This is a genomic window from Parafannyhessea umbonata (genome assembly GCF_900111255.1).
GTDB lineage: Bacteria > Actinomycetota > Coriobacteriia > Coriobacteriales > Atopobiaceae > Olsenella_J > Olsenella_J umbonata_A.
Genome location: NZ_FOGP01000002.1, coordinates 257,068 through 280,484, shown reverse-complemented (window position 1 = coordinate 280,484; position 23,417 = coordinate 257,068). Strand labels below are relative to the sequence as shown.

Here is a 23,417-nt window from a genome sequence, read left to right as displayed (position 1 = left end):
GAAGGACTCGAAACTAGACGGGACTTAAGGATTTATTAAACCCCCATCGCACGGTTTTCCAAATGTGACGATTCTATTCTCTTCTCAGCAAGACAAGGCACCGGGCATGACGCCTTGAGAGGCACCACAAGACAGATTCGTATATAAGTGTTCTGGACAACAAGGAGGAAGGCATGGCAGTGGATAACGAGAAGATCGCCAAGGAGGTGCTCGAGTTCGTCGGTGGCGACCAGAACATCGCGTCTGCGACCCACTGTATGACTCGACTGCGCCTCACGATCTCCGACAAGGAGAAGGTCGACGGCGACTCGATCAAGAAGATCACCGGCGTCCTGGGCATCAACTGGGCCGGCGAGCAGCTTCAGGTCATCATCGGCCAGAACGTGCCCAAGGTCTACGACGCGATCGTCGCCCTGGGCGTCTCGGGCGCGGGCTCTATCGACGAGAACCTCGACGAGGACCTGCCCAAGGAGAAGCTGACGCCCGCCAAGGTCGGCAACGCGATCCTCGACTACCTATCGGGCTCCATGGTGCAGCTGATCCCGGTCGTCATGGCCGCGGGCCTCTTCCGCACCTTCGCCGTCCTGCTCGGGCCGGAGGTCTTCCACCTCGTCTCCGACACCGACCCCACCTACACGTTCTTCAATACGACGCTCTACGAGGCCGGCTTCTACTTCCTGCCGATCTACCTCGGCTACTGCGCCGCCAAGAAGCTCAAGTGCAGCCCGCTTCTCGGCATGCTCTGCGGCGGCATCCTCGTGGCGCCCTCGATCGTGTCTGCAGCCGCCGACGGTGCCCAGATCAGCGTCTATGGCATCCAGATCGCCGCGGCCAACTACTCGCAGAGCGTCCTGCCGATCATCCTCACGATCCCGGTGCTCGCCGTGGTCGAGATGTTTATGAGGAAGCACGTCCCCGACGTCCTCTCCACGCTCTTCGCGCCGTTCTTCACGATGATCATCGTCGTCCCCATCATGCTCGTCGTGCTCGCGCCGCTCGGTAACCTCCTCGGCCAGGGCATCGCGCAGCTCCTCTTCGGCCTTCAGAGCCTCGGCCTCTTCGGCACCGGCATCGCCATGGCCCTCCTCGGCGCCTTCTGGCAGCTGTTCGTTGTGGCCGGCATGCACATGCCCGTCATCATGCTCGCCCAGGTCCAGATCCTCCAGGTCGGCTACGACCCGTTCCTCTTCGTCTCCACCAACTGCGCCATGACCGCCGTCTGGGGCTGCGCGCTCGGCGCCTTCCTGCGCATCCGCAACAAGCAGGAGAAGGGCATGGCTGCCGGCTACGTCGTCTCCGCCCTGGTGGGCGGCGTCACCGAGCCCGCGCTCTTCGGCACCGTGCTCCGCTTCCGTCGCACCATGCTCGGCATGATCTGCGGCGGCGCCGCCGGCGCGCTGGTCTCCTACGTCCTCGGCGTCACCCTCTACCCGGGCGCCATGGCGACCAACTTCCTGATCTTCCTCGGCTACATGCAGGGCGGCATGGGCAACACCATCAACGCCATCATCGGCATGGTCGTGGCCATGATCGTCTCGACGATCGTCACCTTCCTCTTCGGCTTCAGCAAGGAGGAGCTCGCCGAGCTCGACAACAAGTAGTTCCTGCCACGTCAAGCGGCTTGGACATGCATCCAGCAGTGCCTACACTGCATGGGCGGCCGGGGGAGACCTCGACCGCCCCTTTTTCTCTATCACATCGACGAGAGGAGCCACCCATGTGCCAGAGAGCCGTGACCTGGCGCGCGACGACCATCGACCTCGAGGCCGCGCACGCCTACCCCGACCCCGTGAGGGACTGCCTCATCAGCGTGACCTTCGAGCACGAGGGCGGCGCGCGCGTCGTGCGAGAGGCCTACTGGGACGGCGGGGCAACCTATCGCGTGAGCTTCGCGCCCACCGCCGACGGCATCTGGCGCTGGGAGGTCGAGGCGCCCGCGGACTCGGGCCTGCGTGGGCGCGAGGGCAGGCTCTTCTCGGCGGCGTACGAGGGTGAGCTGGGCGTCTTTCGCCATGGGTTCCTGCGCGTGGGCGCCGGCGGTCGCCACTTCGAGCACGCGGACGGGACGCCGTTCTTCTGGCTGGGCGACACCCATTGGGAGTTCGCGTGGGGCGAGCGCTGGGACGAGTCGAGCCATCCGGGCATGGCGAGCCAGTTTCGCGGCATGGTGGACCGGCGCGTGGCGCAGGGCTTCACCGTGTACCAGACCAACCTGCGCGCGGACCTGGCCGGCGAGTCGCGCTTCTGGCGGGAGCTCGACGGGGCGCGCGGCCCGGTGCCCAACGTGGAGTTCTTTGCGGACGAGCTCGACCGGCGCATGGCCTACGTGGCCGACGCCGGCCTCGTGAACGCGCTCGGCATCGCGTGGGGGTTCAACCTGGGGCGCGGCCTCACGACCGTGGACAACATGCGCGAGCTGGCGCGCTACGTGGTTGCGCGCTACGGGGCGCTCCCCGTGGTGTGGACGCTCGCCGGCGAGGTGGCCGGCTACGACGACGCCGCGCGCGACGAGCTGATCGCGGGGTGGCGCGAGGTCGCCCGCGAGGTCGAGCGACGCGACGGCTACGGGCAGCTCGCCACCGTGCACTATACCAACGAGCGCCCCTTTGCCGACTACTACTTCGACGAGCCGTGGTTCGACTTCGCGCTCAACCAGGCGGGACACGGCGACTATGTGGTGGCCGAGGGCGACTACCGCGCGTGGCTCGCGTGCCATGCGGGCAAGCCGCTGGTGGAGGGGGAGGCCCTCTACGAGCTGTGCTCGTCGCTCGAGGAGATGGGGCCGCGCAAGATCGACGCGGCCATGGTGCGCCGCGTGGCCTACATGGCGATCCAGTGCGGCTGCGCCGGCTACACCTACGGGGCGCAGGGCATCTGGGACAACGCCTGGGAGAAGGGCCTGCCCGCCGACCCCATGGCCCGCATGGTGGCGCAGGTCTTCAATCGCTTTGGCGTGACCTGGGACGAGGCGATCGACGCGCCGGGCGCCGAGCAGATGGGTCATCTGCGGCGCCTGTGCGAGGACGTGGGCTGGTGGCGGATGCGGCCCTACGGCTCCGGTGGGTCGGCGCTTCTGGGCAGGCACCGTCCCCTGGTGACGGTCGCCCCCGACGGCCGAGAGGTGGTGGCCTACTATGCGTCGAACGTGCGCAAGCGTCTGTCTGTGGAGGGCGTCGAGCCGGGGGCCTGGGAGGCACGCTGGTTCGACCCGCGCGAGGGGCGCTACGGCGAGCCCTTCTCGCTCGAGGCGGTCGACGGCGTGCTCGAGCTGCCCGAGAGGCCCGACATGGAGGACTGGGCGCTCGTGGCCCGCGCGAGGGGATAGGGCTAGCGGGTGGGCCCCGGGCGCCTACTCGTCAAACAGGTCGCTATGCGTCCAGGTCTTCAAAGAGCTCGTCGGCGCTGTGATAGCCGTGGGCGTTGGGGTCTGTGGCAATGTGGTCTGCTTCGATCATCGCCGCACGCGTATCCGCATTGGGGACATTGCGAGAGGGCTTGAAGGGAAGGCCCTGCTCGCGTACGGCCTGGCGGAGAAACGTGTTGACGGCGGTAGAGAAGTTCATGCCGAGGTCGGCAAAAAGCCGATCTGCCTCGCGCTTGAGTGCTGCGTCCGTCCTGATGCTTGTGGTAATGGTGCCCATGACAACCTCCTTGTAATGCAGAGTACATCTCATGTATTGCAAGGAAACCGATCTATTCGCTCTCAGGTCGATTATTGCGAGGATTCGCCTGCGACGGCCCTAGTCCTCTTCGCCGTAGCGCCTGTCGGAGAGGCCCTCGAGCGCCGCCTCGATCGCCCTTTGCTGCTCGGCCGAGAGCGGACGGTGGCAGAGGTCCTGCCATGGCAGTTCGCGCAGGGGCGTGGCGTGGAGTTCCGTCGGCGTCATGGCCAGGTGGAGGTGGGGAACGATGCCCTCGATCGCGGCGACGGCGGCGCTGTCGGCGAGCACGTCGGAGAGACGCGTGTCCAGGGAGAGCGTGCGGCGCAGCGCGACCGTGGCCTCGTAGGCGACGGCGTAGGTGCCGCCTTCCAGCTCGACGTAGCCCCGAGCGCCTCGGTCGTCACTCGCGTCGCCGGCCAAGGCGAGCCAGGCGCTCTTCGGGGCGTGCGGCAGCGTCACGCGCGCGGTGCAGCCAAGGGGGACCGTGAGCTCCAGGCGCACGCTCCTCTCGCCCGAGACGGACCAGGCGACGCGCCAGGTGCCGCGGGGCGAGTCGAAGGTAGCCTCGAGCTTGCCCAGACGCCAGTCCACGTGAGGCGCGACGGTGGCGCGCGCGAAGCCGGGGGCTGCGGCGTCGGGGCGCAGGCCGGCGGTCCAGCCGAAGAGCCAGGCGCAGATCGAGCCGTAGGCGTAGTGGTTGAGGCTGTTCATGCTCGTGCCGGTGATGCGGCCGTCCTCGTCGAGGGAGTCCCAGCGCTCCCAGATGGTCGTGGCGCCCTGGATGACGGGGTTGAGCCAGCCGGGCTGGCGCTCGCGCAGCAGCAGTTGGTAGGCGTCGCGCTCGTAGCCGGTGCGGCAGAGGGCCTCGCAGATGACGGGTGTTCCCACGAACCCGCAGGTGAGCTGGCCTCCCATGGCCTGAACGAGGTCGTGGAGGGCGCGCCCGGCGCGGCGCGCGTCGGCAAGGCCGTGCACGATCGTGAGGGCGTGGGCCGTCTGCGTATCGATGCAGCAGCGGCCGTTGGGCGAGAAGTACTCGCTGCGGATCCAGCTGAGAAGAGCCTCGGCCAGCGCCTCGAACCGCGCCTTGTCAGCACCCTCGCCGAGCACCGCGGCCGCCCGCGCCATGATGCGGGCGCTCTGCAAGTAGGCGACGTAGGCGACGAAGCCCTCGTCGGTGGCGCCGAAGCGCTCGTCCTTACCGGGCCGCGAGTCGAGCGCGAGCCAGTCGCCCAGGTGCGCGGCGGCGCTGGGCCAGCTGTGGTCGTCGCCGTCGAGCGCGGCCACGTGGTCCATCCACGCTCGCATGGCGCCCCAGTGCTCGCGCAGCACCGCGTCGTCTCCCGAGAACAGGTAGAGGTTCCAGGGGATCACCACGGTCGCGTCGCCCCAGACCGAGCCCGCGCCCACGAGCCCGAAGCTCGGGACCACCATGGGCATGGCACCGCCGAGGCCCTCCTGCTCGAGGGCCATGTCGTGCAGGTACTTGCGATAGAACGCGTAGGGCTTGCCCAGGTAGCAGGCCGTTGGGCTGAAGATCTGCGCGTCGCCGGTCCAGCCCATGCGCTCGTCGCGCTGTGGGCAGTCGGTCGGCGTGTCCACGAAGTTGTCGCGCATGCCCCAGCGCGCGTTTTCCACGAGCCGGTTGACGAGCGGGTTGGCGGTGCGAATCTGCCCCGCGGTGGTCTCCACGTCGCTGTACCAGGCCACGCCCTCGAAGTCGGAGGGCCTGAGGTCGGCCACGCCCTCCACCTTGACGTAGCGGTAGCCGTAGTAGGTGAAGCGCGGCCGCAGCACGTGCGGCTCCCCGTCGCTCACGAAGGTGTAGGCGGCCTGTGCGCTCCGCAGGTTGTCGCGATAGAAGTTGCCGTCCTGCAGCACCTCGCCGAACTGCAGGCGCACGGTCGCGCCGGCCGGCTCGTGCACGCGCATCCTGAAGCCGCCGGCGATGTTCTGCCCGAGGTCGAGGACCTTCTCGCCTGCCGGCGTCTCGACCAGCGTGGGCGAGAAGAGCTCATGGTCTGAGACGGCGGGGGAGAGCCGGTCGCGGAGTCTCGCGGTGCGCGCCGCGGCCTCCTCGGGATCGAGCAGCCGCGCAGGCATAGGCTCGACGGCAGGCAGGGTCGCGTCGACGTGCTCGCCGTCGTAGATGTTCGAGAACGTGACGTTGGAGCGGCCGACCTGCCACGACTCGTCGGTCGCGACGACCTCGTGCGAGCCGTCAGCGTAGGTCAGGTGGACCTCCGCGATGAGCGACCAGTCGTCGCCGTAGTAGCCGCCCCTGGTGGGAATGAACCCGAAGCGCCCCTTGTACCAGCCGTCGCCCAGCGTGACGCGGAGGTCGTGCTCGCCGGGCGCCGCAAGCGCGCCGGTCAGGTCGATCGTCGCTACCTGGAGCCACTTGTCGTAGGCGCAGGTGCCGGGCGCGAGGTGCTCGGTCGAGGCGAGTCGCCCGTCGACCTCGACCTCGTAGAGGCCAAGGCCGCACACGTAGGCGCGCGCCGCCGCGAGGGGCGCGCCCGGCCGCGTCGTGATGGTCCGCGAGAGGGTGGGGTGGCGCCCGTCGGCCTCGTCGCAGCCGATCCACGCGGCCTGCCACGGCTCGCCCATCTTGCCGGTCTCGAAGGAGTGCTCCACGCCCTCGGCAACATGGCCCGCCTCGTCGCGCACGCTGACCTGCCAGGTGTAACGCGTGCGGGGGAGAAGGGCGACCCCCGGCCTCGTGGCGGCGCAGTCAAGCTCGGCCCAGCCGGTGTCGCAGGCGACGCCCGCCCCGGATCGCACGACGAGGCGCGACTCGATGCGGCCCCGTGCGGCCTCGCCCACGTCGTCGACTACCCACGAGAAGGTCGGCGATCCCAGGTCGAAGCCCAGGGACTCTGTCATGTGGTTGACCCTGCAGGTGCGAATCCTCATGCGATGTCTGCCTCTCAAGAGTGCGCCCCGCACGTGGCGGGGCGCTTGTCGCTTGGTTGTCCTATGCGCCCACGGTGATGATGACGCGGCGGTAGTTGACCATGTAGGGAGTCCTGCTCGGCTCGTCGGACGCGCGGGCGACGAGGTGGATGGTGTCGCCGGGCTTGGCGTCTGCGGGGACGGTGAGGCTGACGCACGCGCCGTCCTCCCGTCGTTCGACGTCGAGGACGAGCTCTCCCTCGTATCCGTCGGCATCGGCGTAGCGCGTCCAGGTGACGCACACCTCGTCGCCGTCGGGGTCGGTCGCGAGAGCGTGCAGCGTGACCTCCTGACCGGGGGCTGCGACCACGTCGACGCCCTCCTCCACGCTGACCTCGGGGGCGTGGTTCACGCTCTTCTCGTCCGGCGTCGTGCACCAGGTCGCGCGCGAGGCGAAGTCGTTCATCCAGTCGCCGATCCAGCGCGTGAGCTGCAGGGCGTCTCCCTTGGTGGGGCCCTGCGCCGCGTCGGTGGCGTTTTGCCAGTAGTCGGCATCGGGGTTGAACTCGTTTTCGGCGTTGCGGACGAAGCGTCCGCCCCAGCCGCCGAAGGTCGGGTCCTCCAGGCTGCGCAGGCCCTTGTCGATCAGGTACAAGAACGACGGCGAGTCGCCCTCCGAGATCATGTCGTAGCGGTTGCGCGGCTGCTTGCCCCACCAGTTGCCGCCCATGAGCTCGGCGTTCGAGCCGAACTGCGAGCGGTCCTCCTCGCCGGGGTAGACGTGGCCGTCGCCCCAGGTGTGGTAGCGCGCGAGCAGCGGCCCCTTCTCCAGCAGGTTGGGCTTGATCCAGCTGCCCCGGAACATCCTCAGGTCGGCGGGCGGGATCACGGTCTCGTCGAACATGAAGGCAATGCCCTGGATCGACGTGCAGTGCAGCATGCGCAGGTCAGGCCAGGTGCGGCAGATGTAGTCGCGGTAGGTGTCGTCCTGCGTGACGATCATGAAGATGATGCCCTTTTGACAGACCTGGCGATAGACACTGTCCCACTGGTCGGTTCCGCGGAAGTCAAGTTCGATGTGCTTGAGGGCGCGGGCGATGGTGTTCGTGCCGCCTCCGGCCAGGAGCCACAGGGGTCTGGGGTCGCTGGTCAGGAGTGCCTTCCTGATGAGCTCGGAGCCCTTGGTGTCCTCCGACATCTCGCCGATCGTCTTGACGTTGCCGACCGCGGTCACGCTCCGGAGGTATTCCGGCGTGGGGTAGCTGGGGTCGTGCGCCACGAGGTTGGGGTAGACCTTCCCGTAGGCGTCGATGTCGTCGAGCATCCACTGGGGGTTGGCCCAGCGCTTGGGGGCGATACCCTGCTTGGGGTCGCCTGCGTAGTGGAAGATCGAGCTCGACGAGACGAGCCCTTCGATGTCGATGTCGTTCGCGTAGAGAAGCAGGTGGACAAAGGAGTTCATGTCGTCGCATTCGCCATCGTTGGTGAAGATGGCGCGTGCCTTCTTGCTGTTCATGGGCATATCCAATCGCCGTCGCGTTTTCCACCATTGTCGGTCCGGCGTGGGCGTTTAGCTGCGAGTTCGAAATTTACTAAACCTTCGTCTAGTAAATGCCCACCTCGTATGGGCGTTGGGTTTGGCCTGCTCTACAGCCCAATGACGAGCCCCTCGAACGCCTTGGCGGCCCGGTCCTCGTCCTCTCCCTCGACCACGATCTCGATCCTCTCGCCCTCGCGGACGTCGAGCAGCATGAGGCCCATCATGTCCGTCGCGTTGGAGCGGACGCCACGCGTGACGATGGTCACGTTGCTCTTCCACCTGTTGGCCTCGGCCGTGATCGTCGATGCGATGCGCGCGTGAAGCCCGCTGGGGTCTTTCAGCACATGGGTGATCGTCTTCATCGTTGTCTCCCTCGCGTATGTTTCGGGACGCTCCGCCCCGGTTGGTGTCTTGCCTAACAGTATCTTCGACACGCCGCGTCAGACGACTGGTTATACGTGCGAGAACCCGGTCTAGTAAATCCATTTAGGATTATTTAGCAACGTGGCACCGCGCCCGCTGACGCGTCGGCGAGCCGCATGGCGCGCACTTCTCCCCGTGGGCGCTTGCCCGAGCGAGCACCTGCCGCCGGTCCTGCGCTCCAAGCGGAAAGGGTGAGGTCTGCGTGCGTTTGCTGATGGGGCGGGGTCCGACGCGCCCCGGCGCTACACTCTTGGGGGCGCCGCTGCGTCGCGGCGGCCACACCAATGGAATCCGAACGTCGGGAGATACCACATGTCAGAAACCGTGGGCGTTGAGGCCTCGCGGGAGCTTGTCGACTTCATCGGCAGGAGCCCCAGCATGTTCCATACGATTGCTACCGTTCGCGCGTACCTGGACGAGAAGGGCTTCGCCTTCCTGCCCGAGGGCGAGCCCTGGAGCGTCGAGCGTGGCGGCTCGTACTACACCGTGCGAAACGGCTCGAGCATCGTCGCCTTCACCGTCGGCACCGAGCTCGACGACTACCACTTCCAGATTGCCGCGTCGCACTCGGACTCTCCCACGTACAAGGTCAAGAGCGTGCCCGAGCTCGAGGGACCCGGCGAGTACCTTCGCCTGGACGTCGAGGGCTACGGCGGCATGATTGACAACACCTGGCTCGACCGCCCGCTGAGCGTGGCTGGCCGCGTCCTGGTGCGCGAGGGCTCGCGCATCCAGGGCCGCCTGCTCTACATCGACCGCGACATCCTCGTCATCCCCAACGTCTCCATCCACATGAACCGCGACGTCAACAAGGGCATCGAGCTCAACCGCCAGGTTGACCTGTGCCCGCTGTTCTCGGCGGGGAGGCTCAAGCGCGGCGCCTTCGACGCCATGGTCGCCCAGGAGCTCGGCGTCGAGCCCGAGCAGGTCATTGCCAAGGACCTCTTCCTGGTCAACCGCCAGGAGGGCCGCGTCTGGGGCTGGGAGGACGAGTTCGTTTCCGCCCCCAAGCTCGACGACCTCCAGTGCGCGTTCTCGTCGCTCAAGGGCTTCCTCGCGGCCCGCAACGAGCATGCTGTCAACGTCTTCGCGTGCTTCGACAACGAGGAGGTCGGCTCGAACACCAAGCAGGGCGCCATGTCCACGTTCCTGCATGACGCGCTGGTGCGCCTGAACCTATCCCTGGGTAAGGACGTGCAGGACTACTACCGCGCGGTCGCGGGCTCGTTCCTGGTCAGCTGTGACAATGCCCATGCGGTCCACCCCAACCATGGCGAGAAGACCGACGACGTCAACTGCTCGGTGCTCAACGGGGGAGTCGTCATCAAGGAGGCCGCCAACCAGAAGTACACGACCGACGCCTTCAGTCGCGCGCTCTTCTCGGCCGTGTGCACCGATGCCGGCGTCCCCGTCCAGACCTTCGCTAACCGCAGCGACTCCGCGGGTGGCTCCACGCTCGGCAACCTCTCGAACACCCAGGTGAGCGTCCATGCCGTGGACATGGGGCTGGCTCAGCTCGCCATGCACTCGAGCTTCGAGACGGCGGGCGCGCTCGACACGGCCTACGCCATCAACGCGCTTGCTGCGTTCTTCTCGACCAACCTGCTGATCGACGGATTCGAGTCTGCTCAGATCTAGGCGGCCGCGTGGGCCCGTCGCCACAGGGTGGGCCCGGTGCCTGACTCCTAGACGCACAAGAAAAGGGGTGGTGCATCAACGATGCACCACCCCTCATGTTTGCGAGCGCTTGTTCCTGCCGCCTCGCGTTCCCGTCGGGAACTAGAGGAGCATGATGCCGGCCTTCTCGCAGGCCTCGGTGGTCTCCTCGTCCCAGAGGGATGCCTGGACCTCGCCGATGTGGGCCTTTGCGAGCAGCAGCATGCAGATGCGGCTCTGGCCGATGCCGCCGCCGATGGTGTAGGGGAGCTCGCCGGCGAGCAGGGCCTTGTGGAAGGGGAGCTCGCGACGGTCGTCGCAGCCGGCCATGGTGAGCTGCTTGTCGAGCGACTCGGGGCTGACGCGGATGCCCATGGAGCTCACCTCGAAGGCGCAGCCGAGGGTCTCGTTCCAGAACAGCAGGTCGCCGTTGAGGCCCCAATCGTCATAGTCGGGAGCACGGCCGTCGTGGGGCTCGCCGCTGGCAAGCGGGGCGCCGACGCCCATGATGAACGTCGTGTGGTGGTCGGCGACGAAGCGGTTCTCGCGCTCCTTCGGGGCAAGCTCGGGATAGAGGTCCTCGAGCTCCTGCGTGGTGATGAAGGTCACGTCGCGGTCAAGGTCGACGTCGAGCTGCGGATAGGTCCACTTGAGCTCGTCGAGGGTGCCGCAGATGGCGGTCACGATGCGACGGACGGTATCCTGCAGGTACTCGATCTTGCGGTCCTCCAGCGAGATGACCTTCTCCCAGTCCCACTGGTCCACGTAGATGGAGTGCAGGTTATCGAGCTCCTCGTCACGACGGATTGCGTTCATGTCGGTGACGATGCCCTTGCCCACCTTGAAGTCGTAGCGCTTGAGAGCGAGGCGCTTCCACTTGGCGAGCGAGTGAACTACTTCGGCATCCTTGCCAATCGCAGGGACGTCGAAGCCGACGGGACGCTCGACGCCATTGAGATTGTCATTGATTCCTGTAGCGGGGTCGACTGCAAGCGGGGCCGTCACACGCACAAGGTGCAGTGCGGCGCAAAGCTTTGCAAGGAAGATGTGTTTGATGCGCTCGATGGCGCGCTGAGTGTCATACGTATCGAGCTGCGATACGTACCCGTCGGGGATACTGATCATGTTCCCACTCCTCTTCTGTCGGTACTACAGGACAAGCGCAGCATATCCCACCTTTGCCGGTGGCTCGCCCCTTGCCTGTCGTTGTTTACCCCCACCTTACATAGCCGCAACGTTTAGGCAGGGGAGAAGAGCGTGTATCGAAATCTGCCGAGGTAGATGCTATCGGTCGGTTGCCAGGCGCCATTTGGCGACCACGTCAATCTGTCATGTGCTGTTACAATTGGCCGGAAATGGTTGGCGCCTCGCCCGCGAGGCCCTGTCCGATGGAGGAGTTACATGGTTTCTGGCACCACCGAACGCTCGGGCGTCGGCAAGCTCGTGGGCGCCGTAGTAGCGCTGGCCGCCCTCTACGTCCTTCCGAGCCTCGTGATCTTTCCGCTCGTCGACTACGCCAACGACAGCGACTCGCTCAGCCTCCTGGTAGAGCTCATTGTCGCCTCCATGTCGGTCGGGGCCCTGTGTCTCCTGGGCGGGACGCACATGCTCGACTACGAGAGGGGCGACTTCGCCCGCGTGTGGAAGTACACCGGCCCCATCATGGTCGTCTCCCTGGTCCTGGGCGCGCTCTCGATCTTCGAGTACGTCTCGTCAGGTACGGAGGTCTCGCCCTACTGGCTCTCGAAGCTCGCGCTGTATACCATGCTGTGCCTCGGCATCGGCTTCTACGAGGAGTCCTACTGCCGCGGCATCGCCCTGGGCGGGCTCCTGAGCGCGTTCGGCAGGACGCGCGCGGGGTTCATGGGCTCGGTCCTCGCGACCGCCGTGTTCTTCGGCTCGCTTCACATCTCGTGGGGCGCCCTTGACTTCTCGAGCGCCTCCCAGCTCGCGCAGGCGCTTCTGAAGATGACCCAGACGGGCATGTACAGCGTCTGTCTGAGCGCCGCCATCCTGGAGAGCAACCGCCTTTCCGGCGCGGCCTTCTTCCACGGGCTTGACGACTTCCTGGTCATGTTCGGCCCGTACGTTCTGTTCGGCGTCGAGCAGGACACCAACTATGTCTCGTCGGGCGAGGACGGCGCGCTGATGATCGGCATGTACGTCGTGCTCGTCCTGCTCTACCTCCCCTCGTTCATCAAGGCGCTGCGCGCGCTGATCATCATGCCGCTTCCCCGCAGGGGCGGCCTCTACGGCGAGGGGGCCCTTCCCGCCAGGGAGCTCGAGGTCGCCTATCGCGCCGTCGTCGACGCGCGCTCTGCGGACCGCGCGGTGGCCAGGTCCTTCTTTGACCAGTGGGTCGCCTACTACAAGTCCCTCGAGGCGTACCAGGGCCAGCAGGCTTGGGCTGCACAGCAGGCTCCGGCGGCGCGGCAGGCCTGGCCGGCGCAGCCCCAGCAGGTCTCGTCTGCCCATCCGGCACATCAGGCTCCTGTCGCGCCTGCTGGCCAGCCCATGCGCGTCATGCCCGTTCCCCCGGAGGGGTATGTCCCCAATCCGACTCGGGTCGCCGCGACGCAGGCACCCGCGCCCGTGGCGTTCGTGCGCCCGCAGCCGCCCGTGCCGCCCCAGGTGCATCCGGACGCCGCAAGCTCCGGCCTCCCCACGCCTCCTCTGGGGTGGGCACGCTAGGATTCTCGACGGCCGCACGCCCGCGACGGAGTCCTTGCGGAGCCGATGGGCGCAGGTTGTTGACGGCACGCTCAAACCGTCGAAGAATCGCAGATAAAAGTAGGAGAACGGGCGAGAAGGAATGCACTTCTCGCCCGTTTATTCGTGGTATTCTGCGAACGGTAAAACTGCTTGTGGCTGCGTCTTAACAAACTGCTAACATGGGCGTGGCGGCTTTAACGTAGCTTAAACAGGCCTTTGCCGACCTCTGTTGTTCAACTATGGCCATAGATGCTTTGGAAGGGCATGGCATATGAGTCGAGTAAAGCGTAAGGAAGACATCTTCTTCACCCAGTTCAAGGAGTTCAGCGAGCTTACCGTTTCAGCCGCAGAGCTGTTCCTCGACATCGTCGAGAACTACTCCGAAAAGGCCGACCTGATTCCCGAGGTCAAGGAGTACGAGACCAAGGGGGACGAAGAGGTCGGGAAGATCATGACCACTCTCAACTCTTCCTTCATCACGCCGTTCGACCGAGAGGACATCTCGGCGCTCGCACTTCAGATGGACGAGATCGTCGATGGCCTCGAGAACGTTGCCGCCCGCTTCAAGCTCTACGACATCGACGCCATCCGACCCGAGGCGGTCGACATGGCCCGTCTGATCGTCAACGCGACCAAGCACTTGGACATCGCGTTTGAGAAGTTCCCTGACTTCAAGAAGGACGCCTCGATCCTGAAGCACACCAAGGCCGCCAACGACGTCGAGGACGAGGGCGACATCGTCTACCGCGACGCCCTCGCGAGGCTCTTTCGTGAGCACGGCGACACCATCGAGGTCGTCAAGTGGAAGTCGCTTCTCGACAAGATCGAGGACACCCTCGACGCCTGCAAGGATGTCGCCAACGACATCCGGAATGTCATCGTGAAAAATGGTTAGCGCACTTCTCGTCTGTGTTCTGGTCGCCGCCCTCGTCTTCGAGTTCATCAACGGCTTCCACGACACGGCAAACGCCATCGCCACGACGGTCTACACCAAGGCGCTTCCCGTCAGGACGGCAATCGCCATGTCCGCCGTCATGAACTTCGTCGGCGCGCTCACCAGCGAGAAGGTTGCCCTCACCATCTCGAAGGGCCTCGTGGACATCCAGCTTGACCTCTACGTCATCCTGGCGGCTCTCATCGGCGCTATCGTCTGGGACTTCTTCACCTGGTGGCGCTCTATCCCCAGCTCCTCGTCGCACGCGCTCATCGGCAGCCTCATTGGCGCGACGATCGTGCACACCGGCACCACGCAGCACGTTATCTGGGACGGCGTCGTGGGCAAGGTCGTCATCCCCCTGTTCACCTCGCCGCTCATCGGCATGGCCTTGGGCTTCCTGATCATGAAGCTCGTGTTCGAGCTCTTCGCCAACTGGACGCCCCACAAGGCCAACGGCCTCTTCCACAAGCTCGAGATCGTCTCGTCCGCGTTCATGGCTTACAGCCATGGCAACAACGACGCACAGAAGACCATGGGCATCATCACGCTCGCGCTCGTCTCGGCCGGCCTGGCTGACCCAGCGCTCGGCGTTCCCCTGTGGGTCAAGATCACCTGCGCCGTCACCATGGCCATCGGAACCTCTATCGGCGGCCAGCGCATCATGCGTACCGTCGGAGACGGCGTCACCAAGCTGACCCCGGTCATCGGCTTCGTCGCGCAGACCTCCTCGACCGTCGCCATCGAGCTCATGACCGCGCTCGGCGCTCCCGTCTCGACGACGCAGGTCGTCACTACCTCTATCATGGGCGCAGGCTCTGCCCGCCGTCGCAGCTCCGTTCGCTGGGGCGCGGCGCGCAAGATCATTGCGGCCTGGTTCATCACGCTGCCGATCACCATCCTGCTGGGTGGCCTGAGCGCCTTCTTCATCGGTCGCATCCTGGGCATGGCCTAGTCTTGCGACGAGGGCGAGAAGTCCTCCCTGTTCGGCTCCCTTGCGACCCTGGCCCCGCGGCAATGCCGCGGGGCCTTTCTTGTGCCGACCGTTCGCCGCCGGCCTTCGAGGCGGTAACTGTGTAGAAACGCTTTGGTTGTTACCATGGCCCCACGATTCGTGCGAGGCTCGGACCTCGCGAAAGGGGTGGTCCATGGCAAGGAAAGACGACGTCCTTACGATGGGGCGCGACCAGATTGCGGCGCTTCAGCTCGAGGGCATCAAGAAGACAGTCATCTGCTGCTACGAGAACGTTCCGTTCTACAAGAGGAGCTTTGATGAGGCCGGCTTCGACCCCTATGGGGTCAAGTCGCTTGATGACCTTAGGAAGGCTCCCTTCGTCACGAAGCAGGACCTGAGGGACAACTATCCCTATGGGATGCTCGCCGTCCCGATGGAGGACGTGAGGGAGATCCACATGTCCTCCGGCACCACCGGCGTGGCCACGGTGGGCGCCTACACTGACCACGACCTCGACTTCTGGGGAGACTGCTTCGCGCGCGGCATCAGCTACGCGGGCTGCGGCAGGGGCGACGTCTGCCAGATTTGCTACGGCTACGGCCTCTTCACGGGTGGCCTGGGCGCCCACTACGGATCGCTGGCCTCGGGGGCGACCACGATTCCCATCAGCGCGGGCAACACGGAGCGCCAGATACGCGTCCTGCGCGAGATGGGCTCCACCATCCTGTGCTGCACGCCCAGCTATGCCATGCACATCGCCGACTCCGCCATCGCCATGGGGCTCGACCCCGTGCGGGACTTCAACCTCAAGGTCGGCATTCACGGCGCCGAGGCGTTCTCGGACGGCTTCAGGGCGCAGCTCGAGCAGAAGTTCGGCTACAAGGTGCTCGACGTCTATGGCCTCACGGAGACCATGGGGCCTGGCGTCGCGGTCGAGTGCCTCGAGCAGGATGGCCTCCACATTGCCGAGGACCACTTCTACTGCGAGATCGTCGACCCCGAGACCGGAGAGCCCCTTCCCGACGGGGAGTGGGGCGAGCTCGTGGTCACCACGCTCGACCGCGAGGCCAGTCCGGTCGTGCGCTACCGCACGCGCGACATCACGCGCATTGTTCCGGGCACCTGCGCCTGCGGAAGGACCCACCGCCGCATCGACCGGCTCCATGGCCGCACCGACGACATGCTGATCATCCGCGGCGTCAACGTGTTCCCGAGCCAGATCGAGAACGTCATGCGCGAGTTCGACCAGGTGTCCAGCTGGTACCAGATCGAGCTCACCACCAGCAACTCGCTCGACGTCGTAACGCTCAAGGCCGAGGTCGACCCCAGGTTCGACTTCGACTCAACCGGCGCTATCGACCAGCTTCAGAAGTCCATCCAGGCCAGGCTCAAGACGGCACTCTCCGTGGGCGTCCGCGTGAGGCTTGTCGAGCCCATGAGCATCTCGCGCTCCGAGGGCAAGGCGAAGCGCGTCATCGATCTGAGGGGGTAGCCACATGATTGACCAGCTGACCGTGTTTCTGGAAAACACCGAGGGGCGCCTGGCAAAGCTGTGCCGCGCGCTCGCCGATGCCGATGTGAACATGAAGGCGCTCACCATCGCCGACACCGCAGAGTACGGCGTGGTGCGCATCATCTGCGACGACCCTGCCCGCGCGCGCGACGAGCTGCAAGAGAAGGGCTGGCGCGCCATGGTCACGAAGGTTGCTGCCATCGAGGTGGCGAACCGCCCCGGCGGTCTCGCCGACCTCCTGGGCGTACTCGACGACCTCGACATTCCCGTCGAGTACGGCTACTGCTTCTCGACCAAGGGCGATCGGGCCGTGGACATCCTCAAGGTCAAGGTCTCCTCCGAGGCCGACAGGGCGGTCCAGAAGCTCGAGGAGGCCGGCTTCAGGGTGCTCGCGCAATCCGAGGTGTAGGCACTTCTCCAGGGCGTTCCCGAACGAAAGGACGCGGGGCCACCGGGCGCTCTTGGGCGCATCCGGTGACCCCGCCTTCGTCGTTACCGCTTGTCGCTTTGCGCGAGGCGCGTCCTACTTGTGCACGTACACGGTGTCGCCGACCTTGACCAGCGAGTAGAGCTGGGCGGCCGCGTCCGTCGGCAGGTTGACGCAGCCGTGGCTTCCGCCGTAGACGTAGATCGTGCCGCCGAACTTGCTGCGCCAGCTCGCGTCGTGGAGGCCCACGGCGTTGCCGATGAAGGGCATCCAGTACGTGACGTGGCTGCGGTAGTCTGGCTCGCCGTCCCCGTCCTCGTCTGCGCCGACGAGTGTCTCGTTCTGGCGCTTCGCGTTGATCCGGTAGGTTCCGGTGGGCGTTGACCTGCCCTCGCTGACCTTGCCTGACACCAGGTAGCTGCGCCAGATGACCGTGCCGTCGCTGTCGTAGAAGCGCGCGTACTGGGTGGTGAGGTTCACGTCGATGTGGCGTCCGCGCGTCTCGTGCCCCTCGGACTCGGGAGGGCGCGAGTTCACGATGGCCAGGGGAATCTCGATGGAGTCCGACTTGAGGTCCCTTATGCCTGCGGCAACGGACTGCGCGATGCCGGCGGCGTCGAGCGCGTAGTCGTTCACCTCGTCCGACTTCGCCACCTCGGCGGCGAGCGAGTCGTTGGCCCACTGTGCGACGGACTCCTGGCTGACGCTGACGGAGAGGTCCTCGCCGATGCAGATCCACGAGCTAGAGCTGTCCCTCGTGACGCGCGCGACCTCGGTGCCGTCCTTGGTCAGCGGAATCTCGACGGCAAGCATGGCGTTTGCCTTCTCGATGGCGCTGGCGAGCTCCGGGCTGTCTGCGCTTACGGTCGGTTGCACCAGCTCGTCGTCTCCCAGCGTGACGGAGGGGGAGAGCGCCTTCGCCTCAGCCGCGACCTTGCTCGCCGTACGCTCGGCGTCCACCGCGGTTCCCAGTTTCTGCTCCACGACCTCGAACTGCCTGGTGTCTCCGTTGTAGGCACCCGTGGCGTTAATTGGCCCGGTCGCATCCGCGTTGTGCACGTCGACCGCGGCCGCGATGGCTTCCAGCAGCTTCCCGTCGTCCACGCTCATGCCGCTTTCCGTGCGAATCTGCTGGTGGCTTATCAGGTTGATGGGCCAGGCGCGCGCGTCGGTGGCCTCGAGGGCGTCCTGCGCCAGCGTGTCGCCGTCGGCCTTCAGGCCGATGTCCGTGGCACTGAGCTCGAGGCTCATGCCGTCCCCCGAGACGCTGGCCTTCCACGTCGTCGCGTCCCCGTCGACGGCCTTCGCGAGGTCCTCTACCGACATGTTCGAGACGTCGCGCCCGTTGACGGTCGTTCCGGGCACGAAGTGCGACGAGAAGTACGCGCATCCCATGCCCCAGACGGCAACGAGCGCCGCGGCGACGGCCAGATAGATGCGCGGGGCCTTCCCCTTGGGGCGCTTCGTGGCCTGGGCGTCACCCCTGGGATCGGGCTTGCCCGCGCCGGTCTTGTCGGTTTCGGGGGTGAGGGCTGCGGTGGCGATTCGGTCCATCTGCTGCGTTTGTGACAATGTCTTCTCCGATGTGCATGGTGTTTGCTCGCTGTGGCTTTGTGCCTAAGGCAAGATTCTACATCACAGATTATCCAAAGTGTCACTACGGCATGCTCTTGCTGCGTATTCGTTAACCAGAGGAGCGGAATGGAATTAATGTCCCTTAGAACATTTATACTTAATGAAACTGTCGGTCACTTTCGATGGGTCGGGAATTGGATTCCAGTCAGGCTCGAAAAATCGCGTTGTACCTTGGCTTGGGAAGGCGCGAGGAGTACGTCGCGCGCGGGATGTCCGAGCAAAACCTGGGCGTGGGCGCCCTCATGGCCATCTTTACCACGGTGGCTTCGGTTGTCGGCGCCCTGTTCTTTCCGCTCGAGGGGCATACCATCTACCTCCTGACGTCCGTCACGGGCATCGCCCTCATCGTCGCGTCCGTCTACTATCGCCAGACGCGCAAGCGCCTGGGTCTCTGCACTGCCGCGCTTGCGCTCTACATCAGCGCGAGCGTCATGTACGGCATCTTCTTCTCCATCGTGAGGACGGGCGAGGGCGATCACTTCATGGTGCTGATCGCAATGACCGTCTGGGCCTACTGCATATTCCTCGTCCCTCCCGTCCTCGCGGTCCCCTCCATTGCGTTTATCTATTCGAGCTGCATTCACTTCGCGGAAACCGGGGTCTTTGACGAGGTGCGCGTCAGCAGCATGGCCATTCTTGGCACCTGCGTCTCAATCGCCTCCATGATCCGCTACATGACCACGCTGCAGTTCTTCAGCACCGAGAAGCAGCTTCGCATAGCCAACGACGAGCTCGGAATGCTTAACCGCAAGCTCGAGATGACCTCGAGGCGCGACGCGCTCACGGGCCTCTTGAACCGCTACTCGCTGCGCAGGGACTTCGAGGGCTACGAGGGTTTCGAAATCTGCGTGATGCTTGCCGACATCGACGAGTTCAAGCGCGTGAACGACACCTCGGGACACGAGTCGGGAGACCACCTCCTGGTGGCGCTTGCCGACCTCATGCGCCTGCACTTTGGTGACTCCTGCTGCTACCGCTACGGCGGCGACGAGTTCCTCGTCATCTCGAAGATCGACTCGGGCGACTTCGACGAGCGCGCCCACCGCGTCCTGGAAGAGTTCTGCGCCCAAAGCGGGGACTGCGAGGGGGCACGCGTCACATGCAGCATGGGTTACGTCTATGGCCTCTGCTCGTCCGCGGAGGACCTCCGCGACTTCCTGCGCGCGGCCGACGCACGCCTGTACGAGGCAAAGGGTGCCGGCAAGAGCCGCATCGTCTCCTCGTGCTACACCGGCGAGGACGACGCCTGAGGGCGTGCCCCGCGCCCGATGTGCGGTGATGGTTTTTTCCTGCCATCCCGCAACGGCGAGCCCTTCTCGGCGCGATTATTGAGACCCGACACTAGCCATGGGGCGAGACCCCGTTAGAGAAACCGAGAATCGCATGGCGGACATGACACTTGCGCAGGCTGAGATCGGCGAGACCGTAGAGGTCGCCCGGGTGGGTGGCGACGGCGCGCTTCGCCAGCACTTCTTGGACATGGGCGTCATCCCCGGCGCCCACATCACGCTCGAGAAATACGCGCCCATGGGTGACCCCATGGAGTTTCGCGTGCATGGTTACCAGCTGACCCTGCGCGTCGCCGACGCGCAGAAGATTGCCACCAGGCCCGCGGTCGGTCGCCACGCCTATCCTGACGCGCCCTCGCAGCGCGTCACCCACCACCCTGGCCTCGGCGAGACGGACTCGCCGCAGGCGGCCGCAGACGCGCGCACCAGCGACCACTCCAATCCCGTTCCCAAGGGAGAAGTGCTCACCTTCGCGCTTGCCGGCAACCAGAACTGCGGAAAGACCACGCTCTTCAACGACCTTACCGGCGCCAGCCAGCACGTCGGCAACTTCCCGGGCGTCACGGTCGACCGCAAGAGCGGTCCCATCAAGGGCCATCCCGACACCGACGTGACCGACCTGCCGGGAATCTACTCGCTGTCTCCCTACAGCCCCGAAGAGATTGTGAGCCGCGAGTTCATCCTGGAGGAGCACCCCCACGGCATCATCAACATCGTCGACGCCACCAACATCGAGCGAAACCTCTATCTGACGATGCAACTCATGGAGCTGGGCGTTCCCATGGTGCTCGCCCTCAACATGATGGACGAGGTCCAGGGCAACGGCGGGACCATCGACGTCAATGCCCTCGAGGACATCCTGGGAATCCCGGTCGTTCCCATCTCGGCCGTCCAGAACGAGGGCGTCGCCGAGCTCGTCGAGCACGCGATGCACGTCGCACGTTACCGCGAGGCTCCCGCTCGCCAGGACTTCTGCGCTCCCGACGACAACGGCGGGGCGGTCCACCGCTGCCTGCACGCCACCATGCACCTGATCGAGGACCACGCCCAGCGCGCGGGCATCCCCACGCGCTTTGCGGCGACCAAGCTCATCGAGGGAGACGAGCGTGTCTCGGCCGCCCTCGAGCTTGACGCCAACGAGCTCGAGATGGTCGAGCACATCGTCTCCCAGATGGAGGAGGAGCGCGGCCTTGACCGCTCAGCGGCCATCGCCGACATGCGTTTCTCGTTCATCAAGCGTATCGTCGCCGCTACCGTGGTGAAGCCGCGCGAGAGTCGCGAGCGCGAGCGCAGCCGCGCGGTCGACAGGGTTCTCACGGGCAAGTGGACGGCCATTCCGACGTTCGCCCTCATCATGCTCGGCGTGTTCCTGCTGACCTTCAACGTCATCGGCGCGTTCCTCCAGGGCCTGGTATCCAGCGGCGTCGACCTCTTCACGGTGGCGTCGGACGAGGGGCTCACGGCGGTTGGTGCCAACCCCGTGGTACACTCCCTTATCGTCGACGGCGTCCTCAACGCCGTCGGCACGGTGCTTCCCATCGCGCCGATCATCGTCACCATGTTCTTCTTCCTGTCGCTTTTGGAGGACACAGGCTACATGGCGCGCGTCGCTTTCGTGATGGACAAGCTCCTGCGCAAGATCGGCCTGTCAGGTCGCTCCATCGTCCCCATGCTCGTGGGCTTCGGCTGCACCGTTCCCGCGGTCATGAGCGCGCGCACCCTGCCCTCCGAGCGCGACCGCAAGCTGACCATCGCCCTCACGCCCTTCATGAGCTGCTCGACCAAGATCACCATCTACGGCTACTTCGTCGCGACCTTCTTCCCGGGGTGCGGCGGGCTCGTCATGTGCGCCCTCTACCTCCTGGGAATCCTCGTGGGCGTCCTGGTCGCGCTCGTCGTCCACAAGTCCGTCGACAGGTCCGAGGCCGTGCCCTTCGTGATGGAGCTTCCCAACTATCGCCTGCCCAGCGCCAAGTCCGTCCTCATGCTCGTGTGGGAGAAGACCAAGGACTTCCTGACCCGGGCCTTCACCGTGGTCTTCGTGGCCGCCGTGGCCGTCTGGTTCCTCAAGAGCTTCAGCCCCTCGCTCCAGCTGGTCGACTCCGCCGGCGACTCGATCCTCGCCCTCGTCGCCTCCGGGCTTGCCCCGTTGTTCTCGCCCCTTGGCTTTGGGGACTGGCGCATCGCCACGGCGCTCATCGCGGGCTTCATGGCCAAGGAGGTCGTGGTCGCCATGCTCACGGTGCTCTTCGGCACCACGGCAGAGCTGCTGGCCGTCCTGACCCCGCTGGGCGCCTTCACGCTCATGGTCTTCTGCCTCCTGTACACGCCCTGCGTCGCGGCCATCGCAGCCATCAGGCGCGAGCTCAGCGGCAGGTGGGCGGTGGGCATCGTGGCGTTCCAGTGCGTCGTGGCGTATGTCGTCGCCCTTCTCGTCCACGTGGCCGGGGTCCTGCTGGGCCTTGGCTGACGCGGGCCCTTCCCAGGTACAATCGAGACCGCGTCGTTTGATCGGCTGTTGGGAGGCCCCATGGCATCGCTCGCTGAGCTGCTGTCAAATCAGGAGGAGGATTCGCTCGTCCTCGTCGACATGCTCGACCGCGAGGTCGGCACCATGCCCAAGCTTGCGGTGCACGAGGAGGGCCTCCTGCATCGCGCGTTCTCGGTGTTCCTCGTACGGAGCGGGGAGCTCGGGGTCGAGGTCCTGCTTCAGCGCCGCGCGCGCGAGAAGTACCACTCGGGCGGGCTTCTCACCAACTCGGTGTGCTCCCACCCGCGTGCAGGCGAAGAGCTCGGCGCAGCGGTGGCCAGACGCCTGCAGCAGGAGCTCGGCGTCAGCGGGGCCGAGTGCGCCGAGGTCGGCTCCTTCGTGTACCGGGCGGCTCTCCCCAACCACCTTGTCGAGTACGAGTACGACCACGTGTTCGTGGGGCGCTACGACGGCCCGGTCAGGCCCGACCCCCACGAGGCCGAGTCCGTCGCCTGGGTCTTGCTCGACGAGGTCCTCGAGGACCTTCGCCTGCATCCCAGGCGCTACACAGCGTGGTTCGTCACGGCGTGTCCCATGGTCGCGCGCTGGCTGTGGGGGAGCCGAGCGTAGGGGGCGGTCCCGCGTGGCGCCCTCCCGTCGGCATACGGGGCCGCCGAAAAAACGCCCGTTTTCCCTCGCACACGAAGCAATCGCGTCCGTTGCTCGAATTCAAGTTGACAAATCGCCAGTATTTTTCATCTCAGTGTTGACACGTCAACATATTGCCGTACACTGATTCCCGTTTCTTGGCGACCGCACGCATCCGCGCGTGCCCGACTCACCTTGGAGAATCATCGTATGAGCCAGCGCTTCGAGAACTTCGTGGGACTGATCTCGGCCATCAACAAGGAGGTCACCCGCATCAAGACCGACGAGATGCGTCGCTACGGCCTCCACGGCACCGACGGCATCGCCCTCTACTACCTCCAGAAGGAGCCCGCGGGCGTCACCTCGGCCCAGCTCGCGCGCATGATGAGCGTCGACCGCGCGGTCGTCTCGCGCTCGATCTCGCGTCTCAGCTCGGGCGGCTTCGTGACCGTCGATCCCGTCGGCGGCGCGCGCGGCGGAAAGCCCATCCTGCTGACCGACAAGGGCGACCAGGTCATCCAAGAGTGCGACGACTTCCTGGGCAACGTCGTCAAGAGCGCCGGCAAGGGTCTCGACTTCGAGACGCGCGACGCCATGTACTTTGCCCTTTCGATCATCAACAAGAACCTGTCTCACATCTAGATTCCGATGCCGCCCG

Annotated in this window: 18 protein-coding genes; 12 read left to right on the top strand and 6 right to left on the bottom strand. The window is 65.6% G+C overall.

Annotation, left to right across the window (positions count from 1 at the left end):
* Positions 1-173: 173 nt before the first annotated feature.
* Together BMY31_RS03965 and BMY31_RS03960 are read left to right on the top strand one after the other, a co-directional pair.
* Positions 174-1,601, top strand: a complete 1,428-nt coding sequence (locus BMY31_RS03965) for a PTS transporter subunit EIIC (protein ID WP_078686967.1) — start codon at positions 174-176, stop codon at positions 1,599-1,601.
* Between the two features lie 116 nt (positions 1,602-1,717).
* On the top strand, positions 1,718-3,325 hold the full coding sequence (locus BMY31_RS03960; protein ID WP_091008470.1) for an apiosidase-like domain-containing protein: 1,608 nt from the start codon (positions 1,718-1,720) through the stop codon (positions 3,323-3,325).
* 43 nt (positions 3,326-3,368) lie between these two features.
* Here BMY31_RS03960 and BMY31_RS03955 read toward each other — a convergent pair whose 3' ends face one another.
* The 4 genes from BMY31_RS03955 to BMY31_RS03940 all read right to left on the bottom strand — a co-directional run bounded on the left by BMY31_RS03955 (position 3,369) and on the right by BMY31_RS03940 (position 8,459).
* Positions 3,369-3,641: a type II toxin-antitoxin system RelB/DinJ family antitoxin gene (locus BMY31_RS03955; RefSeq protein WP_078686965.1), complete on the bottom strand. Its 273-nt coding sequence runs from the start codon at positions 3,639-3,641 to the stop codon at positions 3,369-3,371.
* Between the two features lie 99 nt (positions 3,642-3,740).
* The gene (locus BMY31_RS03950) at positions 3,741-6,578 is read right to left on the bottom strand and encodes an alpha-L-rhamnosidase (RefSeq protein ID WP_180371353.1); all 2,838 of its coding nucleotides are present in this window, start codon (positions 6,576-6,578) and stop codon (positions 3,741-3,743) included.
* A 61-nt stretch (positions 6,579-6,639) separates the two neighbouring features.
* Entirely contained in the window at positions 6,640-8,073 is a 1,434-nt protein-coding gene (locus BMY31_RS03945; protein WP_180371352.1) for a nucleoside hydrolase-like domain-containing protein, read from the bottom strand.
* Positions 8,074-8,204: 131 nt separating this feature from the next.
* Complete coding sequence (locus tag BMY31_RS03940; protein WP_091008460.1) at positions 8,205-8,459, bottom strand: HPr family phosphocarrier protein; 255 nt, start codon at positions 8,457-8,459, stop codon at positions 8,205-8,207.
* A gap of 373 nt (positions 8,460-8,832) precedes the next feature.
* Here BMY31_RS03940 and BMY31_RS03935 point away from each other — a divergent pair, with 373 nt between their 5' ends.
* A complete protein-coding gene (locus BMY31_RS03935; protein ID WP_091008457.1) occupies positions 8,833-10,158 on the top strand; it encodes a M18 family aminopeptidase in 1,326 nt (441 codons plus the stop codon).
* Positions 10,159-10,299: 141 nt separating this feature from the next.
* On the opposite strand, the gene asnA is transcribed toward BMY31_RS03935, so the two are convergent.
* Positions 10,300-11,301, bottom strand: a complete 1,002-nt coding sequence (gene asnA / locus BMY31_RS03930) for an aspartate--ammonia ligase (RefSeq protein ID WP_091008455.1) — start codon at positions 11,299-11,301, stop codon at positions 10,300-10,302.
* A gap of 276 nt (positions 11,302-11,577) precedes the next feature.
* Between asnA and BMY31_RS03925 the strand changes: the two genes are divergently transcribed.
* The 5 genes from BMY31_RS03925 to BMY31_RS03905 all read left to right on the top strand — a co-directional run bounded on the left by BMY31_RS03925 (position 11,578) and on the right by BMY31_RS03905 (position 16,699).
* Positions 11,578-12,867, top strand: coding sequence for a CPBP family intramembrane glutamic endopeptidase (locus BMY31_RS03925; protein ID WP_180371351.1), 1,290 nt, complete (start codon positions 11,578-11,580; stop codon positions 12,865-12,867).
* Positions 12,868-13,159: 292 nt separating this feature from the next.
* Positions 13,160-13,783 (top strand): DUF47 domain-containing protein, encoded by a 624-nt coding sequence (locus tag BMY31_RS03920; protein ID WP_078686958.1) that lies wholly within the window; start codon positions 13,160-13,162, stop codon positions 13,781-13,783.
* Positions 13,776-14,777: an inorganic phosphate transporter gene (locus BMY31_RS03915; RefSeq protein ID WP_091008449.1), complete on the top strand. Its 1,002-nt coding sequence runs from the start codon at positions 13,776-13,778 to the stop codon at positions 14,775-14,777. The genes BMY31_RS03920 and BMY31_RS03915 overlap by 8 nt, the downstream gene beginning before the upstream one ends.
* 193 nt (positions 14,778-14,970) lie before the next feature.
* Positions 14,971-16,269, top strand: a complete 1,299-nt coding sequence (locus BMY31_RS03910) for a phenylacetate--CoA ligase family protein (RefSeq protein WP_091008446.1) — start codon at positions 14,971-14,973, stop codon at positions 16,267-16,269.
* Positions 16,270-16,273: 4 nt separating this feature from the next.
* The gene (locus BMY31_RS03905; protein WP_078686955.1) at positions 16,274-16,699 is read left to right on the top strand and encodes an amino acid-binding protein; all 426 of its coding nucleotides are present in this window, start codon (positions 16,274-16,276) and stop codon (positions 16,697-16,699) included.
* 114 nt (positions 16,700-16,813) lie between these two features.
* Here the strand turns inward: BMY31_RS03905 and BMY31_RS03900 are convergent, their stop codons facing one another.
* Entirely contained in the window at positions 16,814-18,289 is a 1,476-nt protein-coding gene (locus BMY31_RS03900) for a L,D-transpeptidase (protein ID WP_143802929.1), read from the bottom strand.
* A gap of 272 nt (positions 18,290-18,561) precedes the next feature.
* On the opposite strand from BMY31_RS03900, the gene BMY31_RS03895 reads away from it, so the two are divergent.
* The 4 genes from BMY31_RS03895 (at position 18,562) to BMY31_RS03880 (ending at position 23,401) form a co-directional block, all read left to right on the top strand.
* Entirely contained in the window at positions 18,562-19,602 is a 1,041-nt protein-coding gene (locus BMY31_RS03895; RefSeq protein WP_159443981.1) for a GGDEF domain-containing protein, read from the top strand.
* Between the two features lie 133 nt (positions 19,603-19,735).
* Entirely contained in the window at positions 19,736-22,111 is a 2,376-nt protein-coding gene (gene feoB / locus BMY31_RS03890; RefSeq protein ID WP_234970671.1) for a ferrous iron transport protein B, read from the top strand.
* Positions 22,112-22,171: 60 nt separating this feature from the next.
* Positions 22,172-22,741: an isopentenyl-diphosphate Delta-isomerase gene (idi, locus tag BMY31_RS03885; protein ID WP_078686952.1), complete on the top strand. Its 570-nt coding sequence runs from the start codon at positions 22,172-22,174 to the stop codon at positions 22,739-22,741.
* Between the two features lie 228 nt (positions 22,742-22,969).
* On the top strand, positions 22,970-23,401 hold the full coding sequence (locus BMY31_RS03880) for a MarR family winged helix-turn-helix transcriptional regulator (RefSeq protein ID WP_091008439.1): 432 nt from the start codon (positions 22,970-22,972) through the stop codon (positions 23,399-23,401).
* Positions 23,402-23,417 lie beyond the last annotated feature (16 nt).

Coding starts and splice junctions, on each gene's coding strand:
- feoB (WP_234970671.1), top strand. CDS start 19,736: ATGGCGGACATGACACTTGCGCAGGCTGAGATCGGCGAGACCGTAGAG.
- BMY31_RS03960 (WP_091008470.1), top strand. CDS start 1,718: ATGTGCCAGAGAGCCGTGACCTGGCGCGCGACGACCATCGACCTCGAG.
- BMY31_RS03940 (WP_091008460.1), bottom strand. CDS start 8,459: ATGAAGACGATCACCCATGTGCTGAAAGACCCCAGCGGGCTTCACGCG.
- BMY31_RS03950 (WP_180371353.1), bottom strand. CDS start 6,578: ATGAGGATTCGCACCTGCAGGGTCAACCACATGACAGAGTCCCTGGGC.
- idi (WP_078686952.1), top strand. CDS start 22,172: ATGGCATCGCTCGCTGAGCTGCTGTCAAATCAGGAGGAGGATTCGCTC.
- BMY31_RS03880 (WP_091008439.1), top strand. CDS start 22,970: ATGAGCCAGCGCTTCGAGAACTTCGTGGGACTGATCTCGGCCATCAAC.
- BMY31_RS03965 (WP_078686967.1), top strand. CDS start 174: ATGGCAGTGGATAACGAGAAGATCGCCAAGGAGGTGCTCGAGTTCGTC.
- BMY31_RS03935 (WP_091008457.1), top strand. CDS start 8,833: ATGTCAGAAACCGTGGGCGTTGAGGCCTCGCGGGAGCTTGTCGACTTC.
- asnA (WP_091008455.1), bottom strand. CDS start 11,301: ATGATCAGTATCCCCGACGGGTACGTATCGCAGCTCGATACGTATGAC.
- BMY31_RS03945 (WP_180371352.1), bottom strand. CDS start 8,073: ATGAACAGCAAGAAGGCACGCGCCATCTTCACCAACGATGGCGAATGC.
- BMY31_RS03895 (WP_159443981.1), top strand. CDS start 18,562: ATGTCCGAGCAAAACCTGGGCGTGGGCGCCCTCATGGCCATCTTTACC.
- BMY31_RS03925 (WP_180371351.1), top strand. CDS start 11,578: ATGGTTTCTGGCACCACCGAACGCTCGGGCGTCGGCAAGCTCGTGGGC.
- BMY31_RS03910 (WP_091008446.1), top strand. CDS start 14,971: ATGGCAAGGAAAGACGACGTCCTTACGATGGGGCGCGACCAGATTGCG.
- BMY31_RS03915 (WP_091008449.1), top strand. CDS start 13,776: ATGGTTAGCGCACTTCTCGTCTGTGTTCTGGTCGCCGCCCTCGTCTTC.
- BMY31_RS03905 (WP_078686955.1), top strand. CDS start 16,274: ATGATTGACCAGCTGACCGTGTTTCTGGAAAACACCGAGGGGCGCCTG.
- BMY31_RS03955 (WP_078686965.1), bottom strand. CDS start 3,641: ATGGGCACCATTACCACAAGCATCAGGACGGACGCAGCACTCAAGCGC.
- BMY31_RS03920 (WP_078686958.1), top strand. CDS start 13,160: ATGAGTCGAGTAAAGCGTAAGGAAGACATCTTCTTCACCCAGTTCAAG.